We start from the raw sequence: 21,082 nt of genomic DNA on the forward strand, positions 1-21,082 counted from the left end.
CCGGCTTATATTTACCGGTGCTCCACCTCCCGTCTCATCGCAAGCTTATATCGCCGCCGCGGTTTGGGGCGGCCCCGCCTGCTCCACAATAAACGCCTTGACCGCCCCTGCGTCAGCATCCATGACTACATAGCGCTGTGCTTTTTCTTCAATATTCTCATATCCTGCGGGACGCTCAGGCTCATGTCCGATCGCCTCGACAATGCTTGCTGAGAATTTGACTGGCAATGCCGTTTCAAGACAGATCAGCGGCACGCTGGCGTCACGATGTTCCAATCCCGCTTTCACGCCGTCAGCTGTATGCGGGTCTATCACCAAGCCATATCGGTCATGCACCCGGCGGATGGTGGCGATTCGGTCTGCATGACTGCTGGTCCCTGATACAAGGCCAAAGTCTTCGATTCTCTCCCACAGGGGCGTATCGGCGAGATCAAAGGCTCCGCCCTCATCTACTGCCTGCCATAATTCCTTCACTTTGGCGGCATCTCTTCCGGTTAAGTCGAAAATGAAGCGCTCGAAGTTCGAGGCCTTGGAAATATCCATCGAGGGACTACTGGTCTGGACGGTCTCGGCGGTCGTGCGCGGGCGATAATGTCCCGTCCGGAAAAATTCATCCAGCACATCATTTTCATTGGTGGCAAGTATCAGCTTTTTGATAGGCAGGCCCATCATGCGCGCCACGTGCCCTGCGCAAATGTTGCCGAAATTTCCCGATGGCACCGCGAAAGATACCTGCTCTGTATTCGAGCGGGTGGCAGCAAAATAACCTTTGAAGTAATAAACGGTCTGCGCCGCAATGCGTGCCCAGTTTATGGAATTAACCGTACCAATGCGGTATTTCTGCTTGAAGGCATAATCATTGCTGACAGCCTTGATAATGTCCTGGCAATCGTCGAACACGCCGCGAATGGCGATATTGAAAATATTCGGATCATGCAGGGAAAACATTTGAGCTGTCTGGAACGGGCTCATTTTTCCATGCGGCGAAAGCATGAACACACGAATGCCGCGCTTGCCCCGCATGGCATACTCTGCGCTCGGCCCGGTATCGCCGGAAGTTGCACCGAGGATATTCAGCTGCTCGCCATTCTTGTCCAACGCGTACTCGAACAGGTTGCCCAGCAATTGCAGGGCGATATCCTTGAAGGCCAGCGTCGGGCCATTCGACAAACCAAGTATGTGCAGCCCCGGTTCCAGGGTTTTAAGCGGCGTGATTTCATCGTTTTGAAACGACTGGGCAGTATAGGTTCGCCCGATGATTGCGCGCAAGTCCGCAGCAGGAATGTCATCCGCAAAACCGGAAAGGATCTCGAACGCAAGTTCCGGGTAATCCATGTCCCGCAGTTCCTGCAATTTTGCGTCATCGAACCTGGGATAGGTTTCCGGCAGCGTCAGCCCGCCATCCGGAGCAAGGCCGCCGAGAAGAATCCTGGAGAACTTTTTAGGCGGCATGCCGCCACGAGTGGAAATGTAGAGCATTATCCTAAATCCTACAAACTCGCAAAAAGATAAAAGTGAAGCAATTCATCCCGCTATCCGCCATATTGCTGATGAGTTTGCCCTGAAAATGTCAGCGATCTTACCCCGGACACTAGCGGGGGTTGACCATAACCGGTAATGTCAATTATTTGCTGCCCAGATGCTCCAGCCGGATGCGGGTCACCTTGCCGGTCGTTATGGGCAATCGCTTTATTCGGGCGATCGCATCGTTAACGTTTCTTTCCACCGCCAAATGCGTGAGCATAATGATATCCACCTGGTCTTCGCCTTCGCTTGGCTCTTTCTGCATCATGGCTTCGATGGAAATGCCGAGGTCCGCAAGCACCCGCGTGATATCGGCCAGGGCCCCAGGTTTGTCCATGACCCGCAGCCGCAGGTAATAAGACGTTTCCACCTCGTCCATCGTGAGGATCGGCGTATCCGACAGGCGGCCTGGCTGGAAGGCGAGATGAGGAACGCGGTGCTTGGGATCGGCTGTGTGCATGCGAGTTACATCCACCAGGTCTGCCACGACTGAACTCCCTGTAGGTTCGGCACCCGCTCCCGGACCATAATAGAGGGTAGAGCCTACCGCATCGCCTCTCACCACGATGGCATTCATCACCCCCTCGACATTGGCGATCAGTCTTCGAGCAGGGATGAGTGTCGGATGCACACGCAACTCGATTCCTCCGGACGTACGTTTCGTAATGCCCAACAGCTTGATGCGATAACCCAGTTCCTCCGCATAACGAATATCCTCGCGGGTCAATTTGGTTATACCCTCGGTATATACCTTGTCAAACTGCATTGGAATGCCAAAGGCGATCGAGGCCATGATCGTGAGTTTATGCGCCGCATCGATGCCCTCGATGTCAAAAGTGGGATCGGCTTCGGCATAACCCAGTTTTTGCGCCTGCTTCAATACGGTTTCGAACGTCAACCCCTTATCCCGCATTTCCGAGAGAATGAAGTTGCTCGTGCCATTGATGATGCCGGCTATCCACTCGATGCGGTTGGCAGTCAATCCCTCACGCAGAGCCTTGATTATAGGAATGCCTCCCGCCACCGCCGCTTCGAACGCCACCATTACGCCTTTCTTCTGCGCCGCGGCGAAGATTTCGGTCCCATGTGAAGCAAGCAATGCCTTGTTGGCGGTAATGACATGCTTGCCATTCTCGATAGCCTTCAGTATCAGGTCCCTGGCCGCGGTGTAGCCGCCGATCAGTTCGACCACGATATCGATATCGGGATTCATCACCACCTCATTCGCATCGCGTGTGACGATGACCTCATCGTCGCCTGCGATCTGACGGGCCTTCTCTTCCTCTCGATCAGCAATCATGCGAACGACGATACTGCGGCCGGCGCGGCGGGTGATCTCTTCCTGATTGCGTTTGAGCACGGCGAACGTGCCGCTGCCGACCGTGCCTGCCCCCAACAGGCCCACATGGATAGGTTTCATATCTTCGGTAATGATGAATTTTTCGGACATATTTGCCATATTTGCTGAAAGGGATTTTGTTCGTACGCGGCGTTGTCGTTTACAGAAGTCGAGTTCGCCTCACCCGGTTCCGTGCTGCCTGCGGTAGCGGCCCAGAAAACTTCCAACCCGGCTAATGGCTTCAGTCAGGTCGTCACTGTTAGGGAGAAATACAACACGGAAATGATCTGGATATGGCCAGTTGAAACCGCTACCCTGCACCAGCAGCACCTTCTCTTCCAACAGTAAATTCAGCACAAATTGCTCGTCATCCTCGATCGGATAGATCGCGGGGTCCAGGCGGGGGAACAGATACATTGCTGCTCGTGGCTTATAGCACGATACGCCCGGGATCTCCGTCAACATTTTCCAGGCGAGATCGCGTTGCCGCATAAGACGCCCCGTGGGCATGACCAGATCCTTGATGCTTTGATACCCCCCCAACGCCGTTTGGATACCAAACTGCGAAGGAACATTTGCACACAACCGCATGGAGGCCAGCATGGTCAGACCAGCGATATAGTCGCTCGCATAGTGTTTTGTTCCGGAGACCACTGCCCATCCCGAGCGAAACCCTGCGGCACGATAATTCTTGGACAACCCGTTCAATGTAACGAACAGCACATCATCCGCCAGGGACGCAATCGAAGTGTGGGTCGCATCTTCGTACAAGACTTTGTCATAGATTTCGTCGGCGTAGACGATGAGTTGATGCTGACGTGCAATCTCGATGATTTCACGCAACACTTCGTCCGGATAAAGCGCACCTGTCGGATTATTCGGATTGATGACAACGATCGCACGGGTGTTCGAGCTCACCTTCGAGCGAATATCCTCCAGATCAGGCAACCAGCCCGATTGCTCGTCACACACATAATGACGCGGAGTCCCGCCTGCCAGCACCACCGCTGCTGTCCACAACGGGTAATCGGGTGAAGGAATCAAAACCTCATCACCCGTATTCAGCAGCGCCTGCATCGCCATCACGATCAGTTCGGAAACGCCGTTGCCGATGTATATATCCTCCAGCCGGACATCCTCGATGCGCTTCTCCTGCGTGTAATGCATGATGGCCTTGCGTGCCGCAAACAATCCTTTCGAGTCGCAATAACCGGATGCGGCGGAAAGGTTATGCATCACGTCCTGCAGGATTTCTTCGGGAGCTTCGAAACCGAATGATGCCGGATTCCCGATATTGAGCTTGATGATACGGTGCCCTTCCTCTTCCATTTGCCGCGCCCGGTCGAGCACCGGTCCGCGAATGTCATAGCATACATTGGCCAACTTGCTGGATTTGAGAATGGGCTGCATCAGATAGGGGAAGGATGGGTGGCAAAAGCCTTACGGCAAAGGTCAGGGACGGCGCTTTGCAAGGCCGGATTCAGATGGAAATACGTAACCGGAAACGCCCGCGAGTGTTGGGTGTTGAAAATCAAGAGATTCTGTCGTTCCCGCTTTATTCGACGCAAAACCTTTATCGCAACGGGAAAAAGATGTAATGTTACCCGACCCGCTAAACTGCCGCAAATGGAGTCTCGTGTGAAACTGCATCTTTCCGGTCCCACCGGGCACAACCTGTTTACCGGTTATGGAACCGACTACGTCATGATCAATCATGTACGCTACGATCATAGCCTGATCGTGTTGCCCGATCGCCTGATCGAAGAGTGGGAGGCAAAAACGTTCGAGGAACTCAATACTGAACACTTCCGGTTCATCCTCTCGCTGCAACCGGAAATGGTCCTCTTCGGAACGGGCGCCACATTGCGCTTTCCCCATCCGCAGCTTACCAGAAGCCTGATCGAGTCCGGCATTGGCATAGAAGTGATGGATACCGCTGCCGCCTGTCGCACTTACAACATATTATCCGCGGAAGAACGACGGGTAGCGGCTGCATTATTGATTTAACCAGATTGATAAACATCGAGGAGCAACGCATGCAATCCAATCCAGTCGGGTGGTTTGAAATTTATGTACAGGACATGGAACGCGCAAAAACGTTCTACGAAGGCGTTCTGCAAGGGAAGCTCGAGCGGATACCAAGCCCCGATATAGAACTGTGGGCCTTCCCCATGTCGGAGGAAGTCTACGGAGCGGCGGGCGCGCTAGCGAAAATGGAGGGTTGCCCGTCCGGCGGAAGCAGCACTCTGGTTTATTTCAAATGTGAAGATTGTGCGGTAGAGGCCGCGCGTGCTGCCGAGCATGGTGGACGTGTTTTCAAGGAAAAAATGTCCATCGGTAAATATGGTTTCATCGCCCTGGTCCTCGACACCGAAGGCAATATGATCGGGTTACATTCGATGCAATAAACTCATCGACCGCTTCATCCGGAAAGCGGATTATCTCGTACTCACAGCAACTCCCCCTATCCTCCTCGCACAGCTTGCAACTTGCATAAAAAAACCTTTAGCGGCGTAAGGATCTTCGCCAGGGTTGAACAAACGGATCCGCGGACTGGGCAAGTGGCGTGAAAGACTGAAAACTGCGGATGCTCCCGTCATTCCCGCGGAGATTGCTTCTGTCTCTCGCCCTGCCGATTATTCCTTTGCATCTTCCCTCGGAAAAAGTTGGGTTCGAACCCGTTCCCGCCACAGTTCTATCCAGCCAGGCACATCCTCCGGCAGCAGAGGGCGCGAGACAAAAGCTCCTTGCGCAAGATCGCACCCTGTACGGCGCAGAAGTTCCCAATCCTCCTGATCCTGTACGCCTTCCGCCACGACTTCCATATTCAATTGTCGTGCCAGGGACAAGCTCGCGTCGTAAATTGCCCGCAAGGTCTCATCCGTCGATGCGCGATGTACGAAACCCTGATCTATCTTGAGTTCGTCGAAAGGAATGTCGCGTAACTGGGCCAGTGATGAATGCCCTGTGCCAAAATCATCGATGGAAAGGCGGAAACGCTTCAAACGCAGCCGCGTCAGAATCTCAAGGGGCGCCCGTGTATCCTGCATCAGTCGGCTTTCAGTTACTTCCAGCACCACATTTTGCGGGGCTATCCCCTCCTTTGCCGCGGCTTCCGCCACAAAATTCAGAAAATCGATCGACGCGAGGTTATCCATGGAAACGTTGACGGCAATCCGCAGTGGCAGCCTGGCTTCCTGCCAGGCTTTTGCCTGAGTCATGGCGGCAGTAAATACGGTCTGAGTCAAATCATCGATCAACCCTGAAGCTTCCGCCACTCCAATGAACTGATCTGGAAATACTATTCCGTCCCTAGGGTGACGCCATCTTACAAGTGTCTCTACGCCGACCACTTCACCACTCGCCACTGCGACCTTGGGCTGATAATAGTTGATCAGTTCACTCTCTTTTAGGGCGGCACGAAGCTCATCCGCGCTGTAGACTTTCTTCGCTGTACCTGGGGCACTGGCGGAAGGCGGCGCCCACTTTCCCAGCATGGCAGCCAGAGCGTCAGGCGTCACGGGTTTATGCAGGTAACCCAATATGGGGATTTTGTGAGCACGCACGAGTTTTTCAGTGGTCTGAAGTATGCGTTCATCCTCACCACTGACCAATATGAGGCTGCCGGGATAGTGAAGATCCACGAGGTGCCGCACAAACTCGATCCCATCCATTCCGGGCATGTTGAGATCCAGCAGTATCACATCGGGTACTGTATCAGCGTCCGTATTGGCTATTTTCTCCAGCGCGGTCCCCCCGCTATCACACAGCGTGATCGAGGCATATCCGAGATTGGATAAAATGCGATTCAACAGCTTGAGCATGAAAGACTCATCGTCAAGCACCAGAATCTTCACTGCCGATCGTTCGACCATAACGTTTATCTTTTCAGTTATTGTTCAGTCAGGTTTCTGAATTCGAACATCGCTGGGGGCAACCTGTCTATCAGCCGACGATATTATGCCAATGAGCCGATATACTTATCCACAGCGGCGAATTCCGATTCGAAAGATGGCAATAGCTCATTCAACCGAGTCATGTCACCCGCCTTGCCCGCCTGTTCCATTTGAGCGCACAACTCACCCAATTGCAATGCGCCTATGGAGCGAGCCGAGGACTTAAGCTTGTGTCCGATACCGCCGGCTATTTTCGCATCACCGGCCAGACACGCTGCCTGCAACTCCTCTGCTGTTTTTCGTGCACTCGCCCGGAAATCCTGGAGGAATTCATTGATCACGGCGGGGTCGTTCCCTACAAGTTGTTCAAGGATATGGACATCGACAGGTTTTGCCACAACCGTGGATAGAGCGGGGGCGCCGGTAGCAGCAGATTCCCCGGGCGTAGCGGGAGCAACAGGTATGGCGGAAGGCGCGATAGAACCTGGTGGAGCCAGTTCGAGCAATTCAGTGCTGCTGCCGGGAGAAGGAAGCCACTTCTGTAGCACCGCTTTCAAATGCGAGAGCTGCACCGGCTTGCTCAAATAGTCATCCATGCCCACCGCCCGGCAATGTTCAGCCTCACCCTTGAGTGCATTGGCCGTAATGGCAATAATCGGCTTGCGCGCAGCGCCTTGCTCCCCCTCTTTGAGGCGAATTGCCGCGGTCAGTTGATACCCGTCGATTTCCGGCATATGCAAGTCTGTCAGCAGCAATGCATAGTTGTTGCTTTCCCAGCGTTTGAGCGCCTCCCCTCCATCCTTCGCAATATCCGCCGCATAACCGAGCAGGGAAAGCTGCTGCCGGATCACTTTCTGGTTGATTTCGCTGTCTTCAGCGACGAGAATGAGCCTGCCTTCACTGAGTGCCTTTTCTCGCGACGGCAACGCTACCGCCTTCACCTCCTCGGAGGGCGGGACGGGTAATTCCTCCTGCAGCCTTCCGGCAGCGAGCGCGACTGCCCGCAGGAAGGCGTCACGGTGCATGACATCGCCATCCAGCGTAACGGTATCGACCTCTTCGGTACGCTCATGCCGCCTCCGCCCGCGACGAATGACGACAAAGCGGGGCTCAATATCAGGCTCGTGATGGCCGTGCTCGAGGACTACGAAATGCGGATCCAGGTCAGGACGGGAACGGAAGGCGGCACGCAACTCTTCAAGGGGGGGTGTTTCATGCCCGGCATCTATGACCAGCAGCCACAGGCCGGGCGGAAGTACCTCGATTCGCTTGAGTGCGGCTGGCAAATCGATCACTCGCTCTGCAACCGCGCCGCTGTATCTCAGATATACCGCCAGATCGTCCGCCAAACCTTTTTCAGCACCGATTACCAGGCAGGAGATGCCGGTGAGATCGATAACCTTATCTTCCATGTGCGAGGAAGGAATGAGGTCAAAGCTCAACCGCACAGTGAAAACCGACCCTTCGCCCGGAGCACTCCGGACCTGGATACTCCCTCCCATCAATTCCACCAGATGATGAGTGATCGCCAGCCCCAGTCCGGTTCCACCATACCGCCGGGTGGTGGACGTATCTCCTTGGGTAAAAGAGGTGAAAAGCCGCGACTGTACCTCCTCGTTCATGCCTATGCCATTATCGGTTATCTCGAATTCCACCGTTACCGTATCCTGGTCGTGCTCAACGAGCAGCGCACGCACCGACACCCGCCCCGGCTCCTGTAATCCGCTGGAAAACTTGATAGCGTTATTGGCAAGATTGACGAGCACTTGGCGCAACCGCAGTGCATCACCGAGGACTTCATCAGGTATCGCCGGGTCGAGAAACAGGGTAAGTTCCACAGCTTTCCTGGCAGCCAGGCTTTCGAGCATGGCACATGCTTTTTCCACGACCTTTTCCACGGACATCGGCGCCTGCTCGATTTCGAGTCTTCCTGCTTCGATTTTTGAAAAATCCAGGATATCCTCGATGATTTCCAGCAGCGCAAAAGCCGATTCACGGATGAGATCGACCATCTCCATCTGATAACCGCTCAGGCTGGTTTGCTGCAGCACGTCAGCCATGCCGATCACGCCATTCATGGGAGTGCGTATCTCGTGGCTCATGGCTGCAAGAAAGATGGATTTTGCCTCGTTGGCCTGCTCCGCCTCATGCCGAGCCTGTTCGAGGTCCTTGAGAATCCTGATTCTCTCACTGACATTGATGCCGGACGGAATCAGCTTGATCACCTTGCCTTTATCATCACGCACCGGTACCAGCATGAAATCGATTGTCATGAGATCGCCATTGGCAATGCGAATCGCAACGTCATGGCGCACGATCTCGCCCGCCACTGCCCGCCGGATGTCGTCGCGGATCTGTTGTTGCACCTCCGGCTTATAGGAAAACCATTCGGTCTCGGACAAACATTTGCCAATGACATCTCCGCTCTGCAGGCCGCCCACCTCCAGAGCGGTGCGATTCATCTCCACCAGCACTCCATCGGGGGTCATTTCGCCAACAAGAGCGGCCAGATTATCCACGATGGCTCGAAAACGTTGTTCACTGTTGCGCAAAGCCTGTTCGACCCGCTTGCGTTCGCGGATATCGCGCAAAACCCCGGTGAAATAACGTTTGCCCCCCACGAAGTATTCACTGACTGCGACATACAGATCGATGAGTTCACCATTCTTGTGCCGGCCTTCCACTTCGCGGCCCATGCCGATGTTATGCACTCCTTCGACTTCCAGCGTCAGAATGTGATCGAATTCGCACCGCCCCCTTCCGGTCCGGTAGTATCTTTCGACGTATCCCTCATGACCGCTGCGGAAAGGTTCGGGCATCAGAATGGAGACGGGTTGACCGATTACTTCCTCCCGGGTGTAACCGAAGAGTTTTTCGATAACGGGATTGACCGAGCGTATTATGCTTTTGTCGTCGATCGTAATGATGCAGTCCACCATGTGCTCCACGATCGAGCGCATTTCCTCTTCCTTGCTGATGAGCACTGCATTCGCCTGCTCCAGGTCAGCTGTGCGTTCGGCAACATGGTTTTCGAGGTCCTGGTTGAGCTGGCGCAAATCGTTTTCAGCTACATCTCGCTGGCGATTGCTGGCGGTCAGGCGCTCGGTCATTGTGTTGAAAGTACTGGCGAGCTGGCCGATTTCGTCCCATCCCGCAACGGGAACACGCTGCTTGAGATTTCCACCGGCGATGTGCTGCGCGCTATGGCTGAGATTTTTCAGTGTGGTAACCACGCGCCTGCTGAACAGCAAAGCTCCCAGCATGGCAGCAATCAGGATGAAGCCCAGGACGATCAAGCTGTAGTTGCGCACCCTCGGAACAAAAGCAAACACTTCCTCAGCATCCATCTTGACCTCGATACCCCAGTTCATGCGCGGCAGGTAACGCCAGGCGGCCACCACTTCCTTGTTGCGGTAATCCATTTTCACTCCGCCCCCCCGCTCTCCGTGCAATCCGCTATGAACTACAATTGAAAATGGTGGAGTGGAGAGAGGTATCCTGTATTGCAGTGCGGCATTCGACTGATGCTTGAGCGGCGCGATCACAAGCGCAGTGCGATCGTTGAGAAGGCGCGTTACGACAGTTTCACCGCTTGTTCCCAGTCCCACATTATCAGTGACAACCTCGAACACGCGTTCGCTGTAGATTTGCAGCGCCAAAACACCTTCCAGTTTTCCATCAGCCATGATGGGCAATGCCATGAAGGCGGCAATTGCGCCTCTCGAGGGCGGGTAGTATTCGAAATCCGAGACGCCGCTCTGCAAGGTATTGAGTGCAGCACGCACAACAAAGGCAAAACCGCTGTTTCGATACGGGCCGGTGATCAAGCTCGTCGCAAAATCCGATTCATGGGCTTGGCTGTAGACGATTTCACCTTGGGGGGAGATGAGGAATAGATCGTAATACCCCGCATCCTCTACGAAGCGCTTGAAATGTTCGCGATAAAATGTATCCAGTTGCCGATAGGCATTGGAGTCCACTCCACTCTTCACGTACACCCGGCTGAAGTCCTGTATAGCCATGCGTGTCGTACTGGTTGTCTGGATCACCCTCGCGTCCAGCAAACGCTCGCGCAGATAGCTGTCAATCTGTTCCGCTTTCATGTCGGCGATTGCTGATACCTGTTGAATCGCGCTTTTTTCCGCCTCCGTCTCAAAGGTGCCCAACAGGGCATAACCAATGATCAGGATAGGCAGCAAGGAAACGGCTACAAACCAGACAGCAAAACGCTGTGTAAGCGAGGTAAAGCGTATCATCGTCTCACCCTCCCGGCTTCGGGGAAGCACCGGCGGGTTTTCCCTTGAATTGTGTGGTCTGCAGGATCGGAGGCGTGTTCAGCACCTTCTCCAGCAGGACGTTCCACTCTTCACGCGACCGATAGGACGGGAATGGCGATGGTTCCAGCGGTCGCGTGGAATCCCACACAATATCGAATTGGCCGTCTTCCCGCACTTTGCCAACCCGGGCCACTTTCCATGCGTGGCGCGTAACCGGATCAAGCGCGACGATCCCCTCCGGGGCAGGAAGGCTTTGACGCAGGATCAATCTTTGTACCTTTGCCAGGTTACCTGAGCCCGCCTCGGCGGCGGCCTGGATCCACATGCGCACGTTGACGTAGGAGGCTTCCGCTGGGCTGTCAACGACTGCTTGCTCCCCATAACGGTCGTGGAACCGCTTGACGAATGCCTGATTCTCCGGCGAAGGAATGGTTTGGAAATAATTCCGGACAGCGAAGTGTCCCGTCATTGGTATCTTATCCTGTCCCGACAGCACTACTTCGGTAACGCTGAACGACAATACCGGGGTGCTCTCCGCTGTGATTCCCCTCCTGTTCAATGTTTGAAAGAACCCGGCGTTATAGGCGCCCGCAATCGTGCTCAATATCAGATCGGGCTGTTGATCCACGATATCCTCTACAAGAGATTCCATGTTTTGGGAACCAAGAGGCAGATAATATTCCCCCGCTACGATTCCGCCGTTTACTGCCAGAACATCCTTGATAAGAATATTCACGACTCGCGAAAAAACATTCTCTGATCCTGCTAGATAGACCCGTTTGCCACTATGACGTGCATGTTTCCGGTTACCTAGATTTTCCAGGGCCCAGTACACAGCAGGCATCACCAATTGATTTGGTACTGCACCTCCGTAGATGATATTAGGCGACTGTTCCATACCCTCATACCGCAGCGCATAAAACAGCAGGTGATCGTGTCGTTCTACAACCGATTTCACCGCGTTGCGGCAGGTAGAAGTCCAGCAACCGAATAATGCCTCCACTCTCTCTTCGAGAATCAGGCGTTCGGCCTCCCGGGCGCAATGACCCGCGTCTGACCTGCAATCCGCTACCACAGCTTCAATTTCATGACCGTGGATTCCTCCCGCCGCATTGGCCTCCTCAACGGCCAACTGTATTGCATCAATCAACGGCTTCTCGCTTGCAGCTAGGACCCCGGAGAGGGAGTGGAGCACGCCTATCCTGATGCTCGGCTTACTTCCAGCAAGATACTGCCATACCACCGCCGCCATGATCACGAGAACAATTAACAGAATCAGGGGAATACCCAGTTTATGGTTGCCCTTCAATGCCACCCTCTTCGATAGGAGCCGGAAAATACCGCATCTGATCCCTTCATCGCTATTTCCATCATAGACTTGATAGGAGGATGGCGAAACGCCTTCGGAGAAATTCTGTTGAAAACAAGGTTTCCTGTTTTCAACCTGATTCTCCTCCTTTTGACCTGTATCCCTCTTCTCCGTTCGTCCTGAAGCCTTCGGCGTCGGGATAGGCTCGGCTCAGGACATTCCCCATTCCCTTTGGCGGGGCGCAAGAGATGCTCGAGGAAGGACTCTCAGGTAAACCGGAAGGGTCGAAGGGGTGCCGGGAAGAGTGGGCGTTGAAAAGGCGCGTTTTGAGCTGTCAGGGCTTCATAAGGACTTCTATATGCGCTGCCACGCTTCGTGCCAGCGCAGCCAACGCATACCCGCCTTCCAGCACCGATACGATACGTTTCCCGGCATAAGCGCGGGCAACCTCTTTGATTTTTTCAGTTACCCACGCGTAATCGTCTTCCACCAGATTCAGAGAAGCAAGCTCATCATCGGCATGAGCATCGAAACCAGCAGAAACAAACAACATTTGCGGTTTAAACCTTTCCAGCGCCGGCAACCAGAATTCATCCACTGCTTTGCGAAATACCTTGCCGTTGCTCCCCGCTGGCAGCGGGATGTTGACCATTCGCTCTGAACGGCCTGCGATGCCGCTATATGGATAGAACGGGTGCTGAAATGTCGAGACCATCATGACGCGGGGATCGTGCTGAAAGATATCTTCCGTACCGTTGCCGTGATGCACGTCGAAGTCCACCACCGCGACACGTTTCAGAGCATGTGTTTCAAGCGCGTGAGCAACCGCTACGGCAATATTGTTGAACAGGCAGAAACCCATCGGGTATCCGCGTTCCGCGTGGTGACCCGGGGGACGAATACTGCAAAATGCATTTTCCGCCGCTCCTTCTATCACGAGATCGGCAGCGAGGACAACAGCCCCCGCGGCCCGATAAGCTGCTCCAAGGCTGTGGCGGTTCATGGCGGTATCCGGATCAAGGTAGACGAAACCTCCCGAAGCCGCGCGGGATGCTGCAGCGTGCAACCTTGCAATATGCTCCCGTGTATGCACACGCTCCAGTTGGCCGACAGTCGCTAATGGCGCCTGATAGCGTCTAAGTTTATCCATCAGTCCTGAAGCAGACAGCTCGTCCTCGATCGCCTTCAGCCGCGCTGGACTCTCAGGATGATAAAAATCCATTTCGTGCAACAGGCAATCCGGATGGGAAATGAAAGCGGTATGGGAAGCGGGTCGCATGGGCTACCTCTCTTGATGTCGTCTCGTTGCCTTTTCCGGATGTGTTTTCTGCAAATTGAACCCCTGTCCACTCCGTGCTAATCTCATGGCTCAGGAATCCACCCCAGGTTGATAATTCCGTGACGCGCCGCCATCGCACCTGCGCAGGACATTTTCCTGAAGACGCTGTCTAAAACAATAAGGCGTTCAATGTCTCTCTTTCGACAACTATGGTTAGCCGTTATCCTGGTGACCATCACAAGTTTTACCGGTAGTCTTTTTGTAAGTCTGCTCGGCACACGAAGCTATCTGGAGCAACAGCTTCACCGTAAAAACATCGATAGCGCGAATTCTCTCGCATATTCGATTTCCCAACTGCGCAAGGACCCTATCACCATTGGTCTTCAAATCGCTGCATTTTTTGATAGTGGCCAATACCAGGCAATCTCCATCACCTCCGCCGATGGCAAGTTGATCACAGAACGCGTGCAGAACAAGATAGAAACGACTGTTCCAGGATGGTTCACTCGTCTCTTTCCAATCAGTGCAGCACCGGGTCAAGCCCAGATATCGGACGCCTTACTGCATTTTGGAGTGATCAAGGTGGTCAGCCAGGCTCAACTCGCGTATCAGGCACTTTGGGAGCAGGCGAAAACCCTGATGCTCTGGTTTCTGGGGGCAGCGATGGTATGCGTGCTGATCGGGGCGATGATATTGCAGCGTATCCACAAACCGCTTGCGGAAATGGTCGAGCAGGCCGATGAGATCATAGAACGCCGCTTTCTTACCATTTCAGAACCCCGCATACCGGAACTGCGCAGTCTGGCGCGTGCCACCAATGACATGATCAGACGCCTGCATAACCGCGGCATCGAAGAAACCAAGCGCCTGGAAGCTTTGCACAAGCGAATAAATTTCGACCCGGTCACAGGCTTGGCCCGGCGGGAGCACTTCATGAACCAGCTTAGCCAGATTTTGCTTGGGAGGGAAGAAGGCGATGAAATAGAACAGAAATCCGCGACTGCCAGCGAAGCAGCGCGGGAGACGGTCCAGGATGAGGCCAGAGGGGGAGAATTTCGCCCTACGGGTGAACACGGCAAGGTTTTCCTGCACGAGGAAAAGGCTTTCGCTTCGACTGCAACCGATGCAGATACGGCCACGGGAAAGGTACAAGGCACACGGGGAATTTTTTTTCTTATACGCCTCAATAATCTGGAAGAAATCAACCGCAAACTCGGCAGAGCTGGCGCAAACGAACTGCTTCATCGGGTTGGCTCACTGATCGCCGGCATCACGGGGGAATTCGAGGAAATCACATCTTCTCCGCCGCTTGCTGCACGCCTGAATGGCTCGGATTTCGCCCTACTTGCTCCTGATATCAGGAATGCGGCAAAATTTGCCAGGCGCTTGTCTGAGGAGCTGGCAGCGCTCCCCCTGCGTGACGGTGACAAGATCGCTGATTTCTGTCATATCGGAGCAGTGCCCTATCGACGGGGTGATACCCTCAGCGAGCTTCTTTCCAGAGCAGACGCAGCCTTGGCCACGGCGGAGCAGACCGGGGCAAACGCTTGGCATCTCGCGGCCCCGTCATCGGGACAGACTTCTCCAGTCTCCCTCAATATCTCCGACTGGCGCCACATTTTCAGTGATGCTTTGACTGCCAACCGCTTCATGCTGGCTTTCCACCCTGTTATCGATCCCACTGGCGCAGTCCTGCATCAGGAAAGCGTTGCACGCATGCAAGCTCAACCGGAAGGCGGGTGGCTGGAGGCATCCGACTTTATCAGCATCGCCGCTCGTCTGAATATTACCGGCCCCATTGACGTAGCAGTATTGCGTCACGCACTGGAATTCCTCCAATCGAATACCGGCGAGGTCGCGGTTGATTTATCGATCGAAACAGTCGCTAACTATCGTTTCCGCAATAAACTTGACGCACTGCTGCACCCCCATCCCGAACTGTGCCGCCGACTCTGGATCGAAGTGTCGGAGTATGGCGCTTTTCGCAAGTTTGAAGCCTTCCGCGATTTTTGCCACATTTTTAGGCAGTTGGGCTGTCACGTTGGTATCAGGGATTTCGGACGTCATCTCGACAGCATTCAAAGTCTCGCCGGGGCAGGGCTAAGCTATCTTAAAGTAACCGACAGGTTCATTCACCGCATTAACCAGAATAAAACCAACCAGAAATTCCTGAAAAATCTGTGCGAACAGGCTCATGCCTTGGGTATGAAAGTGATCGCGCTCGGTGTCCAAAATGAAGTCGAGCGAAAGGCATTGATAAAACTGGGTTTCGACGGTCTGGCCGGCAAGGGCATAAAATAGCTTTTTGATTCAAAAGTACGGCGTTGTGAACGGGGACATTGGGTTTGCGCGTCCAATCGGAACGTGACCCTTTTCCCGGAGCGGGGTTATACCTGCAGTCGCCACCAAATTCATCTTTGGATGACTTTTCAGTTTCAACGCTATCCGTTCACATCTTGCGATACAAACATGCTATGCCTATAAATTAATTCGTATAAAAACGTAGTTCAGGAATAAAACCAAAAAAAATAAAGGAGACACAATGACTACTCATCAATGGAAGTTTTTCCGGGCAGGGGGTTTTGATCAGGTACAAATTGACACCGGCGCCGACCTGCTGGCATTAAAAGACCTGGATCAGAAATTGTGGGTAGCGTTGAGCTGTCCCACACGCGGCATAGAATTTGACACGAAAACACTCGACCTGATCGACCATGATGATGACGGGCATGTACACGCAAATGAAGTGCTCGCCGCGATCTCCTGGGCAGGCAAACTGCTGAGGAATCCGGATCTGCTGGTCAATGGCTCCGGCAGTGTTGCCCTGGCGGATATAGACAGCAGCACTAGCGAGGGGCAGCAGGTGCTGGCATCGGCACAATACATCTTGAGCAGCCTGGGCAAGCCCGATGCGCCCGAAATTTCTCTTGCCGATATGGCTGACATAGAGAAGTTTGTCGCGGGGCTGGATTTCAATGGCGATGGGGTAATCACCCCGAGCCAGATTCCCGATGCAGCACTGCGTGCAACCGTGGAAGACATCATGAAGTGCCGTGGATCAGCAACCGACGTGAGCGGAAAGCCGGGCATCAATCAGGAAATCAGCGATGCGTTCTTTGCCGAAGTTGCGGCCTATTCCAACTGGCAAGCCAAGGGGGAAAGTGACTGCGATATACGTTTCCTGGGAGACAAAACGCAGGCGGCAGCGGCGGCCTTCCACGCAGTCAAAGACAAAATCAATGATTACTTCACGCGCTGCCGGCTGGCTGCCTATGACATACGCTCAGCCGTGCCCCTGAGCCGCTCCGCCGATGACTACAAGGGCATTGCCGCACAAACACTATCGGCAAAAAGCGAAGATATCGCCAGCTTTCCTCTGGCCACCGTGGAGCCGGAAAAACCTCTGCCATTAATGGCGGGAATCAATCCTGCCTGGCAGGAGGAAATCGATGCATTCCGCAGCCTGGTCGTCGTACCATCACTCGGCGAGAAAGAAAACTTATCAGCCTCGGAATGGAAAGCACTATGCGACAGGTTTGCAGCATTTGAAGCCTGGCAGGCGACCAAGCCTGCCTGCTCTGCCGAACCTCTTGGAGACGCACGCTTGCGCGAAATTTCCACCGGCAGGCACAAGGAGGAAATCGGCAGGCTGATCAGCCAGGATAAAGCGGTAGAAGAGGAAGTAAAGGCAATCCATTCGGTGGAAAAACTGCTGCGCTACCACCGTGACCTGTTCAATCTGGTCAATAATTTCGTATCCTTCCGGAGCTTTTATACGGGCAGGGATAGAGCACTCTTCCAGTTGGGGACACTGTACCTCGATGGACGAAGCTGTGATCTGTGTGTAATCGTGGATGACATTGCCAAGCATGCGGAGTTTGCAAGCATGAGCGGAATCTATCTGGCGTATTGCGACTGTATACGTAAGGGTGGTACCGAGAAAATGAGTATTGCAGCCGCCTTTACCGCCGGTGATTCCGATTTCCTGATGATCGGGCGGAACGGCATCTTCTATGATCGAAAAGGCCAGGATTGGGATGCCACGATCGTGCGAATCATCGATCACCCCATCAGCATTCGTCAGGCTTTCTGGTCCCCCTACAAAAAGCTGGTGAAATTCATCAATGAGCAACTGGAAAAAATGGCTAGCCGAAAAGCCGCCGAGGTGGATGAGAAACTGACTGCGGCGGCAGCGGGAGTCGGCGTCCCACCCATTCCCGGTACCCCTCCACCGCCCTCCGCGCAACCATTCGATGTAGGTAAATTCGCCGGGATATTTGCAGCGATTGGACTGGCCCTCGGCGCAATCGGGGGGGTTGTTGCTTCCATTGTCACGGGTATACTGGGGCTTGAATTCTGGCAGATACCGCTCGCCATCATCGGCCTGATATTGCTGGTTTCCGGGCCCTCTATGCTAATAGCATGGTTCAAGCTGAAAAAACGCAACCTCGGTCCGGTTCTGGATGCAAATGGATGGGCCATCAATGCCCGTGCACGCATCAATATTCCGTTTGGAACGTCACTTACCAGGCTGGCCCGCTTGCCGGAAGGAGCGCGCCGCTCACTGGCGGATCCATACGAGGATAAAAAAACCGTGTGGCCATTCTATCTTTTAACCATCGGAATCCTTCTTCTCCTGTTCATCATGTGGCACCTAGGAGTTTTTGAATCGCCACCCATCCGCTAGCCCGGTAATGAAGGTGAAAAAACGCATATCCGACCGCCTGTCCTGAATCTATGCTTGCTTAAGGAGGATAAAAGCCCATGAATACCGATGAACTCAAGTCAGTGGCCGCAGCCATCGTCGCCAGGGAGAAAGGAATTCTGGCAGCGGATGAAAGCAGTCCTACCATAAAAAAACGTTTTGCTTCGATCGGCGTTGAATCCACCGAGGAAAACCGGCGCCGCTACCGCGAGTTACTTTTCACCGCAGAAGGTATCGAACGCCACATCAGCGGCGTCATTCTGTATGATGAAACGATACGGCAGAGTTCGAAGGAGGGGGTACCGTTTCCGCAGGTACTGGCGGGGCGGGGAATCATACCGGGCATCAAAGTGGATAAGAGCGCCAAGCCACTGGCGCTGCAGCCCGGGAACAAAATCACCGAAGGATTGGACAGTTTGCGCGACCGCCTGGCGGAATACAAACAGTTGGGTGCAAAATTTGCCAAATGGCGGGCAGTCATGGAAATCGATGAGCACTCGCTTCCTTCTGCCTATGCCATCCGCGCAAACTGTCACGCCCTGGCTCGCTATGCCGCTCTCTGTCAGGAAGCCAGCCTGGTGCCCATTGTGGAACCGGAAGTTCTGATGGATGGCGCGCACGATATCGGACGGTGCGAAAGCATCACTTCCGCCATGCTCGAGACTTTGTTCGGAGAACTCGACGCTCATGGCGTAGTGTTCGAAGGGGCCCTGCTCAAGCCCAATATGGTCATTCCGGGAAAGAAATGCGCACTCCAGGCCAGTTCTCAGCAAGTTGCGGAAGCAACGATCCGCTGCCTGCGCCGTTATGTCCCGGCGGCAGTGCCGGGAATCGTATTTCTCTCGGGCGGTCAGAGTCCCGAGGAAGCGACCGATAACCTGAATGCCATGAACGTCATAAGGGGAAACTGCCCCTGGCAACTCAGCTTTTCTTATGGGCGCGCACTCCAGGAACCGGTTCTTGCTGCCTGGAAGGGGGAAGAAAAAAATGTGGCCGAAGCACAGCGCGTGTTTTCCAGACGTTGCCAGTTAAATGGCTTGGCGCGGGAAGGACTTTATAACCGCTCGATGGAAGACAGCTGAACTTGCGCACACGGTGTAAGCCATGGGTCTTTATGCATTAACGGCGATAGGCGCGGGTGCGGCGCTGGGCGCTTGGTTACGCTGGTGGTTTGGGATGACGTTAAACCCCCTGTTTCCGACTCTTCCCCTGGGTACTCTCGCTGCTAACCTGACCGGAGGTTATCTTATCGGGGCCGCGATCGAGTATTTTCATCACAACAGCTTTCTCCCGCCCGAGGCACGGCTGTTTGCCATCACCGGCTTTCTCGGTGGATTGACAACCTTCTCCACCTTTTCGGCCGAAACCGTTACGCTGCTCTTGCGCGGCCAATATGCCTGGACGTTTGTCATCATATTTTCACACCTGACTGGCTCTCTGGTGATGACTATACTGGGAATAATGACAGTCAAATGGCTGGCGCAGCATTGAAAGAGGATTTCCAAGTCCGGCCGGAAAAATGATACAGGGAATGAGAGAAGCAAACGGAGGAGGATATGCAAGGAGTCTTTCTCAAATTCTACGTAAGCGAATACCGCGAGCATAACGGCATACTGCTGTACGAGTGGCTGCTGGAGCGCGCAAAAAAAAGCGGCTTTAATGGCGGTACCGCAACCCGCGCCTTGGCCGGTTTCGGTCGGCATGGCGTATTGCACACGGAAACCTTTCTTGAACTGGCGGCAGATCTTCCTGTGGAAGTCAGCTTTGTACTCAGTAAAAAAGAAGCCGAAGATTTCATGCATCTGCTGCAAGCGGAAAACATCGACCTTTTTTACGTCAATTTTCCGGTCGAGTATGGTTTTTTGCCGGAGTAAGTGTAAGTTCCGCTGCAGACAATATACAGAAGCAGAAACGCCAGTACATCAGTATCGCCCCCCTAAAGGTAAGTTAAACTGCACTCCATCTGATTCCAGATTTTCCCGCCTGTTCCTGCTCACCACCCGGTCATGCTGTTCGATCTGTCATTTCCATCCGACATTCTCATTTTTACAGGTACTATGCGCGCATTGATCTGCAACGCCACAAGATTGTCATTGCGCCCGTCGAGCCTGCTTGAAGCTCTTAAAACCGGATCCTATTCGATCTGCGCCAACTCCGCCTTCGATTGATAAGCATCCACGGCGATAATGTGGAATAGCGGCTGTCGCCCTTGCTGCCTTCCGTTATTTACTGCTCTTCAGATACGCAGTGATAAAAAAGGGCGAGGTGCTCTCCTTGCTGCCGGCCTTGTCTGAATCCCCTCCTCCCCATACCAGCCCTATCACCAGCGCAACAATTATGATTTTCACACGCATATCGGCCATCTCGAATGGAATGATAAGGTCATAAAGTTGCAAAAAAAGCCCGGCGCAGGAGGCCTGCGGCCGGGCGCGGTGGCGTTTGCTTCTACTACTCATTACATGTACATGACTTTTACTTCTACTTCTACCTCGTTTACTACTGCTGGAGAAGCTCTCTGTTTCCGATTCCCTCTTGCTTCCCCGGTTTGCATACTACCAGCTTGAACGGCTTTGCCTATTGGACCGAAGTACAACCCGCGGTATAGCCACGTTTATATCTTCATGAGGGAACACTTCCAGTCAGGTGAATGAAGGCATCGCATACGTCCTGTCATTACCGGTTTCCCTGCCCCTCTGCCCAGGGCCCAGGCATCAATCGCTGGATTGGATGCACGCATTCAGCATTTAAGGGCG

Annotated in this window: 15 protein-coding genes; 7 read left to right on the top strand and 8 right to left on the bottom strand. The window is 53.9% G+C overall.

Features of this window, described 5'->3' with window-relative positions:
* Positions 1-45: 45 nt before the first annotated feature.
* From thrC to NMUL_RS08140, 3 genes are all read right to left on the bottom strand, one after another.
* Complete coding sequence (gene thrC, locus NMUL_RS08130; protein ID WP_011380882.1) at positions 46-1,479, bottom strand: threonine synthase; 1,434 nt, start codon at positions 1,477-1,479, stop codon at positions 46-48.
* A gap of 145 nt (positions 1,480-1,624) precedes the next feature.
* The gene (locus NMUL_RS08135; RefSeq protein WP_011380883.1) at positions 1,625-2,944 is read right to left on the bottom strand and encodes a homoserine dehydrogenase; all 1,320 of its coding nucleotides are present in this window, start codon (positions 2,942-2,944) and stop codon (positions 1,625-1,627) included.
* A 99-nt stretch (positions 2,945-3,043) separates the two neighbouring features.
* Positions 3,044-4,273: a pyridoxal phosphate-dependent aminotransferase gene (locus tag NMUL_RS08140; protein ID WP_011380884.1), complete on the bottom strand. Its 1,230-nt coding sequence runs from the start codon at positions 4,271-4,273 to the stop codon at positions 3,044-3,046.
* 228 nt (positions 4,274-4,501) lie between these two features.
* Here NMUL_RS08140 and NMUL_RS08145 point away from each other — a divergent pair, with 228 nt between their 5' ends.
* Both NMUL_RS08145 and NMUL_RS08150 read left to right on the top strand, forming a co-directional pair.
* Positions 4,502-4,870: an Mth938-like domain-containing protein gene (locus tag NMUL_RS08145; RefSeq protein WP_041352477.1), complete on the top strand. Its 369-nt coding sequence runs from the start codon at positions 4,502-4,504 to the stop codon at positions 4,868-4,870.
* Between the two features lie 29 nt (positions 4,871-4,899).
* Positions 4,900-5,271 (top strand): VOC family protein, encoded by a 372-nt coding sequence (locus NMUL_RS08150; RefSeq protein WP_011380886.1) that lies wholly within the window; start codon positions 4,900-4,902, stop codon positions 5,269-5,271.
* Positions 5,272-5,499: 228 nt separating this feature from the next.
* Here the strand turns inward: NMUL_RS08150 and NMUL_RS08155 are convergent, their stop codons facing one another.
* The 4 genes from NMUL_RS08155 to NMUL_RS08170 form a co-directional block, all read right to left on the bottom strand.
* On the bottom strand, positions 5,500-6,738 hold the full coding sequence (locus tag NMUL_RS08155; RefSeq protein ID WP_011380887.1) for an EAL domain-containing response regulator: 1,239 nt from the start codon (positions 6,736-6,738) through the stop codon (positions 5,500-5,502).
* An 83-nt stretch (positions 6,739-6,821) separates the two neighbouring features.
* On the bottom strand, positions 6,822-11,015 hold the full coding sequence (locus tag NMUL_RS08160) for a PAS domain S-box protein (protein WP_011380888.1): 4,194 nt from the start codon (positions 11,013-11,015) through the stop codon (positions 6,822-6,824).
* 4 nt (positions 11,016-11,019) lie between these two features.
* Complete coding sequence (locus tag NMUL_RS08165; protein ID WP_011380889.1) at positions 11,020-12,345, bottom strand: ABC transporter substrate-binding protein; 1,326 nt, start codon at positions 12,343-12,345, stop codon at positions 11,020-11,022.
* Between the two features lie 334 nt (positions 12,346-12,679).
* Complete coding sequence (locus NMUL_RS08170) at positions 12,680-13,624, bottom strand: histone deacetylase family protein (protein ID WP_011380890.1); 945 nt, start codon at positions 13,622-13,624, stop codon at positions 12,680-12,682.
* Between the two features lie 189 nt (positions 13,625-13,813).
* Between NMUL_RS08170 and NMUL_RS08175 the strand changes: the two genes are divergently transcribed.
* From NMUL_RS08175 to NMUL_RS08195, 5 genes are all read left to right on the top strand, one after another.
* On the top strand, positions 13,814-15,925 hold the full coding sequence (locus NMUL_RS08175) for a bifunctional diguanylate cyclase/phosphodiesterase (protein WP_011380891.1): 2,112 nt from the start codon (positions 13,814-13,816) through the stop codon (positions 15,923-15,925).
* A gap of 241 nt (positions 15,926-16,166) precedes the next feature.
* Positions 16,167-18,311, top strand: a complete 2,145-nt coding sequence (locus tag NMUL_RS08180) for a hypothetical protein (protein ID WP_011380892.1) — start codon at positions 16,167-16,169, stop codon at positions 18,309-18,311.
* A gap of 77 nt (positions 18,312-18,388) precedes the next feature.
* Positions 18,389-19,411, top strand: a complete 1,023-nt coding sequence (locus tag NMUL_RS08185) for a class I fructose-bisphosphate aldolase (protein WP_011380893.1) — start codon at positions 18,389-18,391, stop codon at positions 19,409-19,411.
* A gap of 22 nt (positions 19,412-19,433) precedes the next feature.
* Positions 19,434-19,820: a fluoride efflux transporter CrcB gene (gene crcB, locus NMUL_RS08190; RefSeq protein ID WP_011380894.1), complete on the top strand. Its 387-nt coding sequence runs from the start codon at positions 19,434-19,436 to the stop codon at positions 19,818-19,820.
* 65 nt (positions 19,821-19,885) lie between these two features.
* Complete coding sequence (locus NMUL_RS08195) at positions 19,886-20,203, top strand: DUF190 domain-containing protein (protein ID WP_011380895.1); 318 nt, start codon at positions 19,886-19,888, stop codon at positions 20,201-20,203.
* Positions 20,204-20,551: 348 nt separating this feature from the next.
* On the opposite strand, the gene NMUL_RS08200 is transcribed toward NMUL_RS08195, so the two are convergent.
* On the bottom strand, positions 20,552-20,785 hold the full coding sequence (locus NMUL_RS08200) for a hypothetical protein (protein WP_041352479.1): 234 nt from the start codon (positions 20,783-20,785) through the stop codon (positions 20,552-20,554).
* Positions 20,786-21,082: the final 297 nt, after the last annotated feature.

Origin of the sequence: Nitrosospira multiformis ATCC 25196 (assembly GCF_000196355.1) — a bacterium.
Classification (GTDB): Bacteria; Pseudomonadota; Gammaproteobacteria; order Burkholderiales; family Nitrosomonadaceae; genus Nitrosospira; species Nitrosospira multiformis.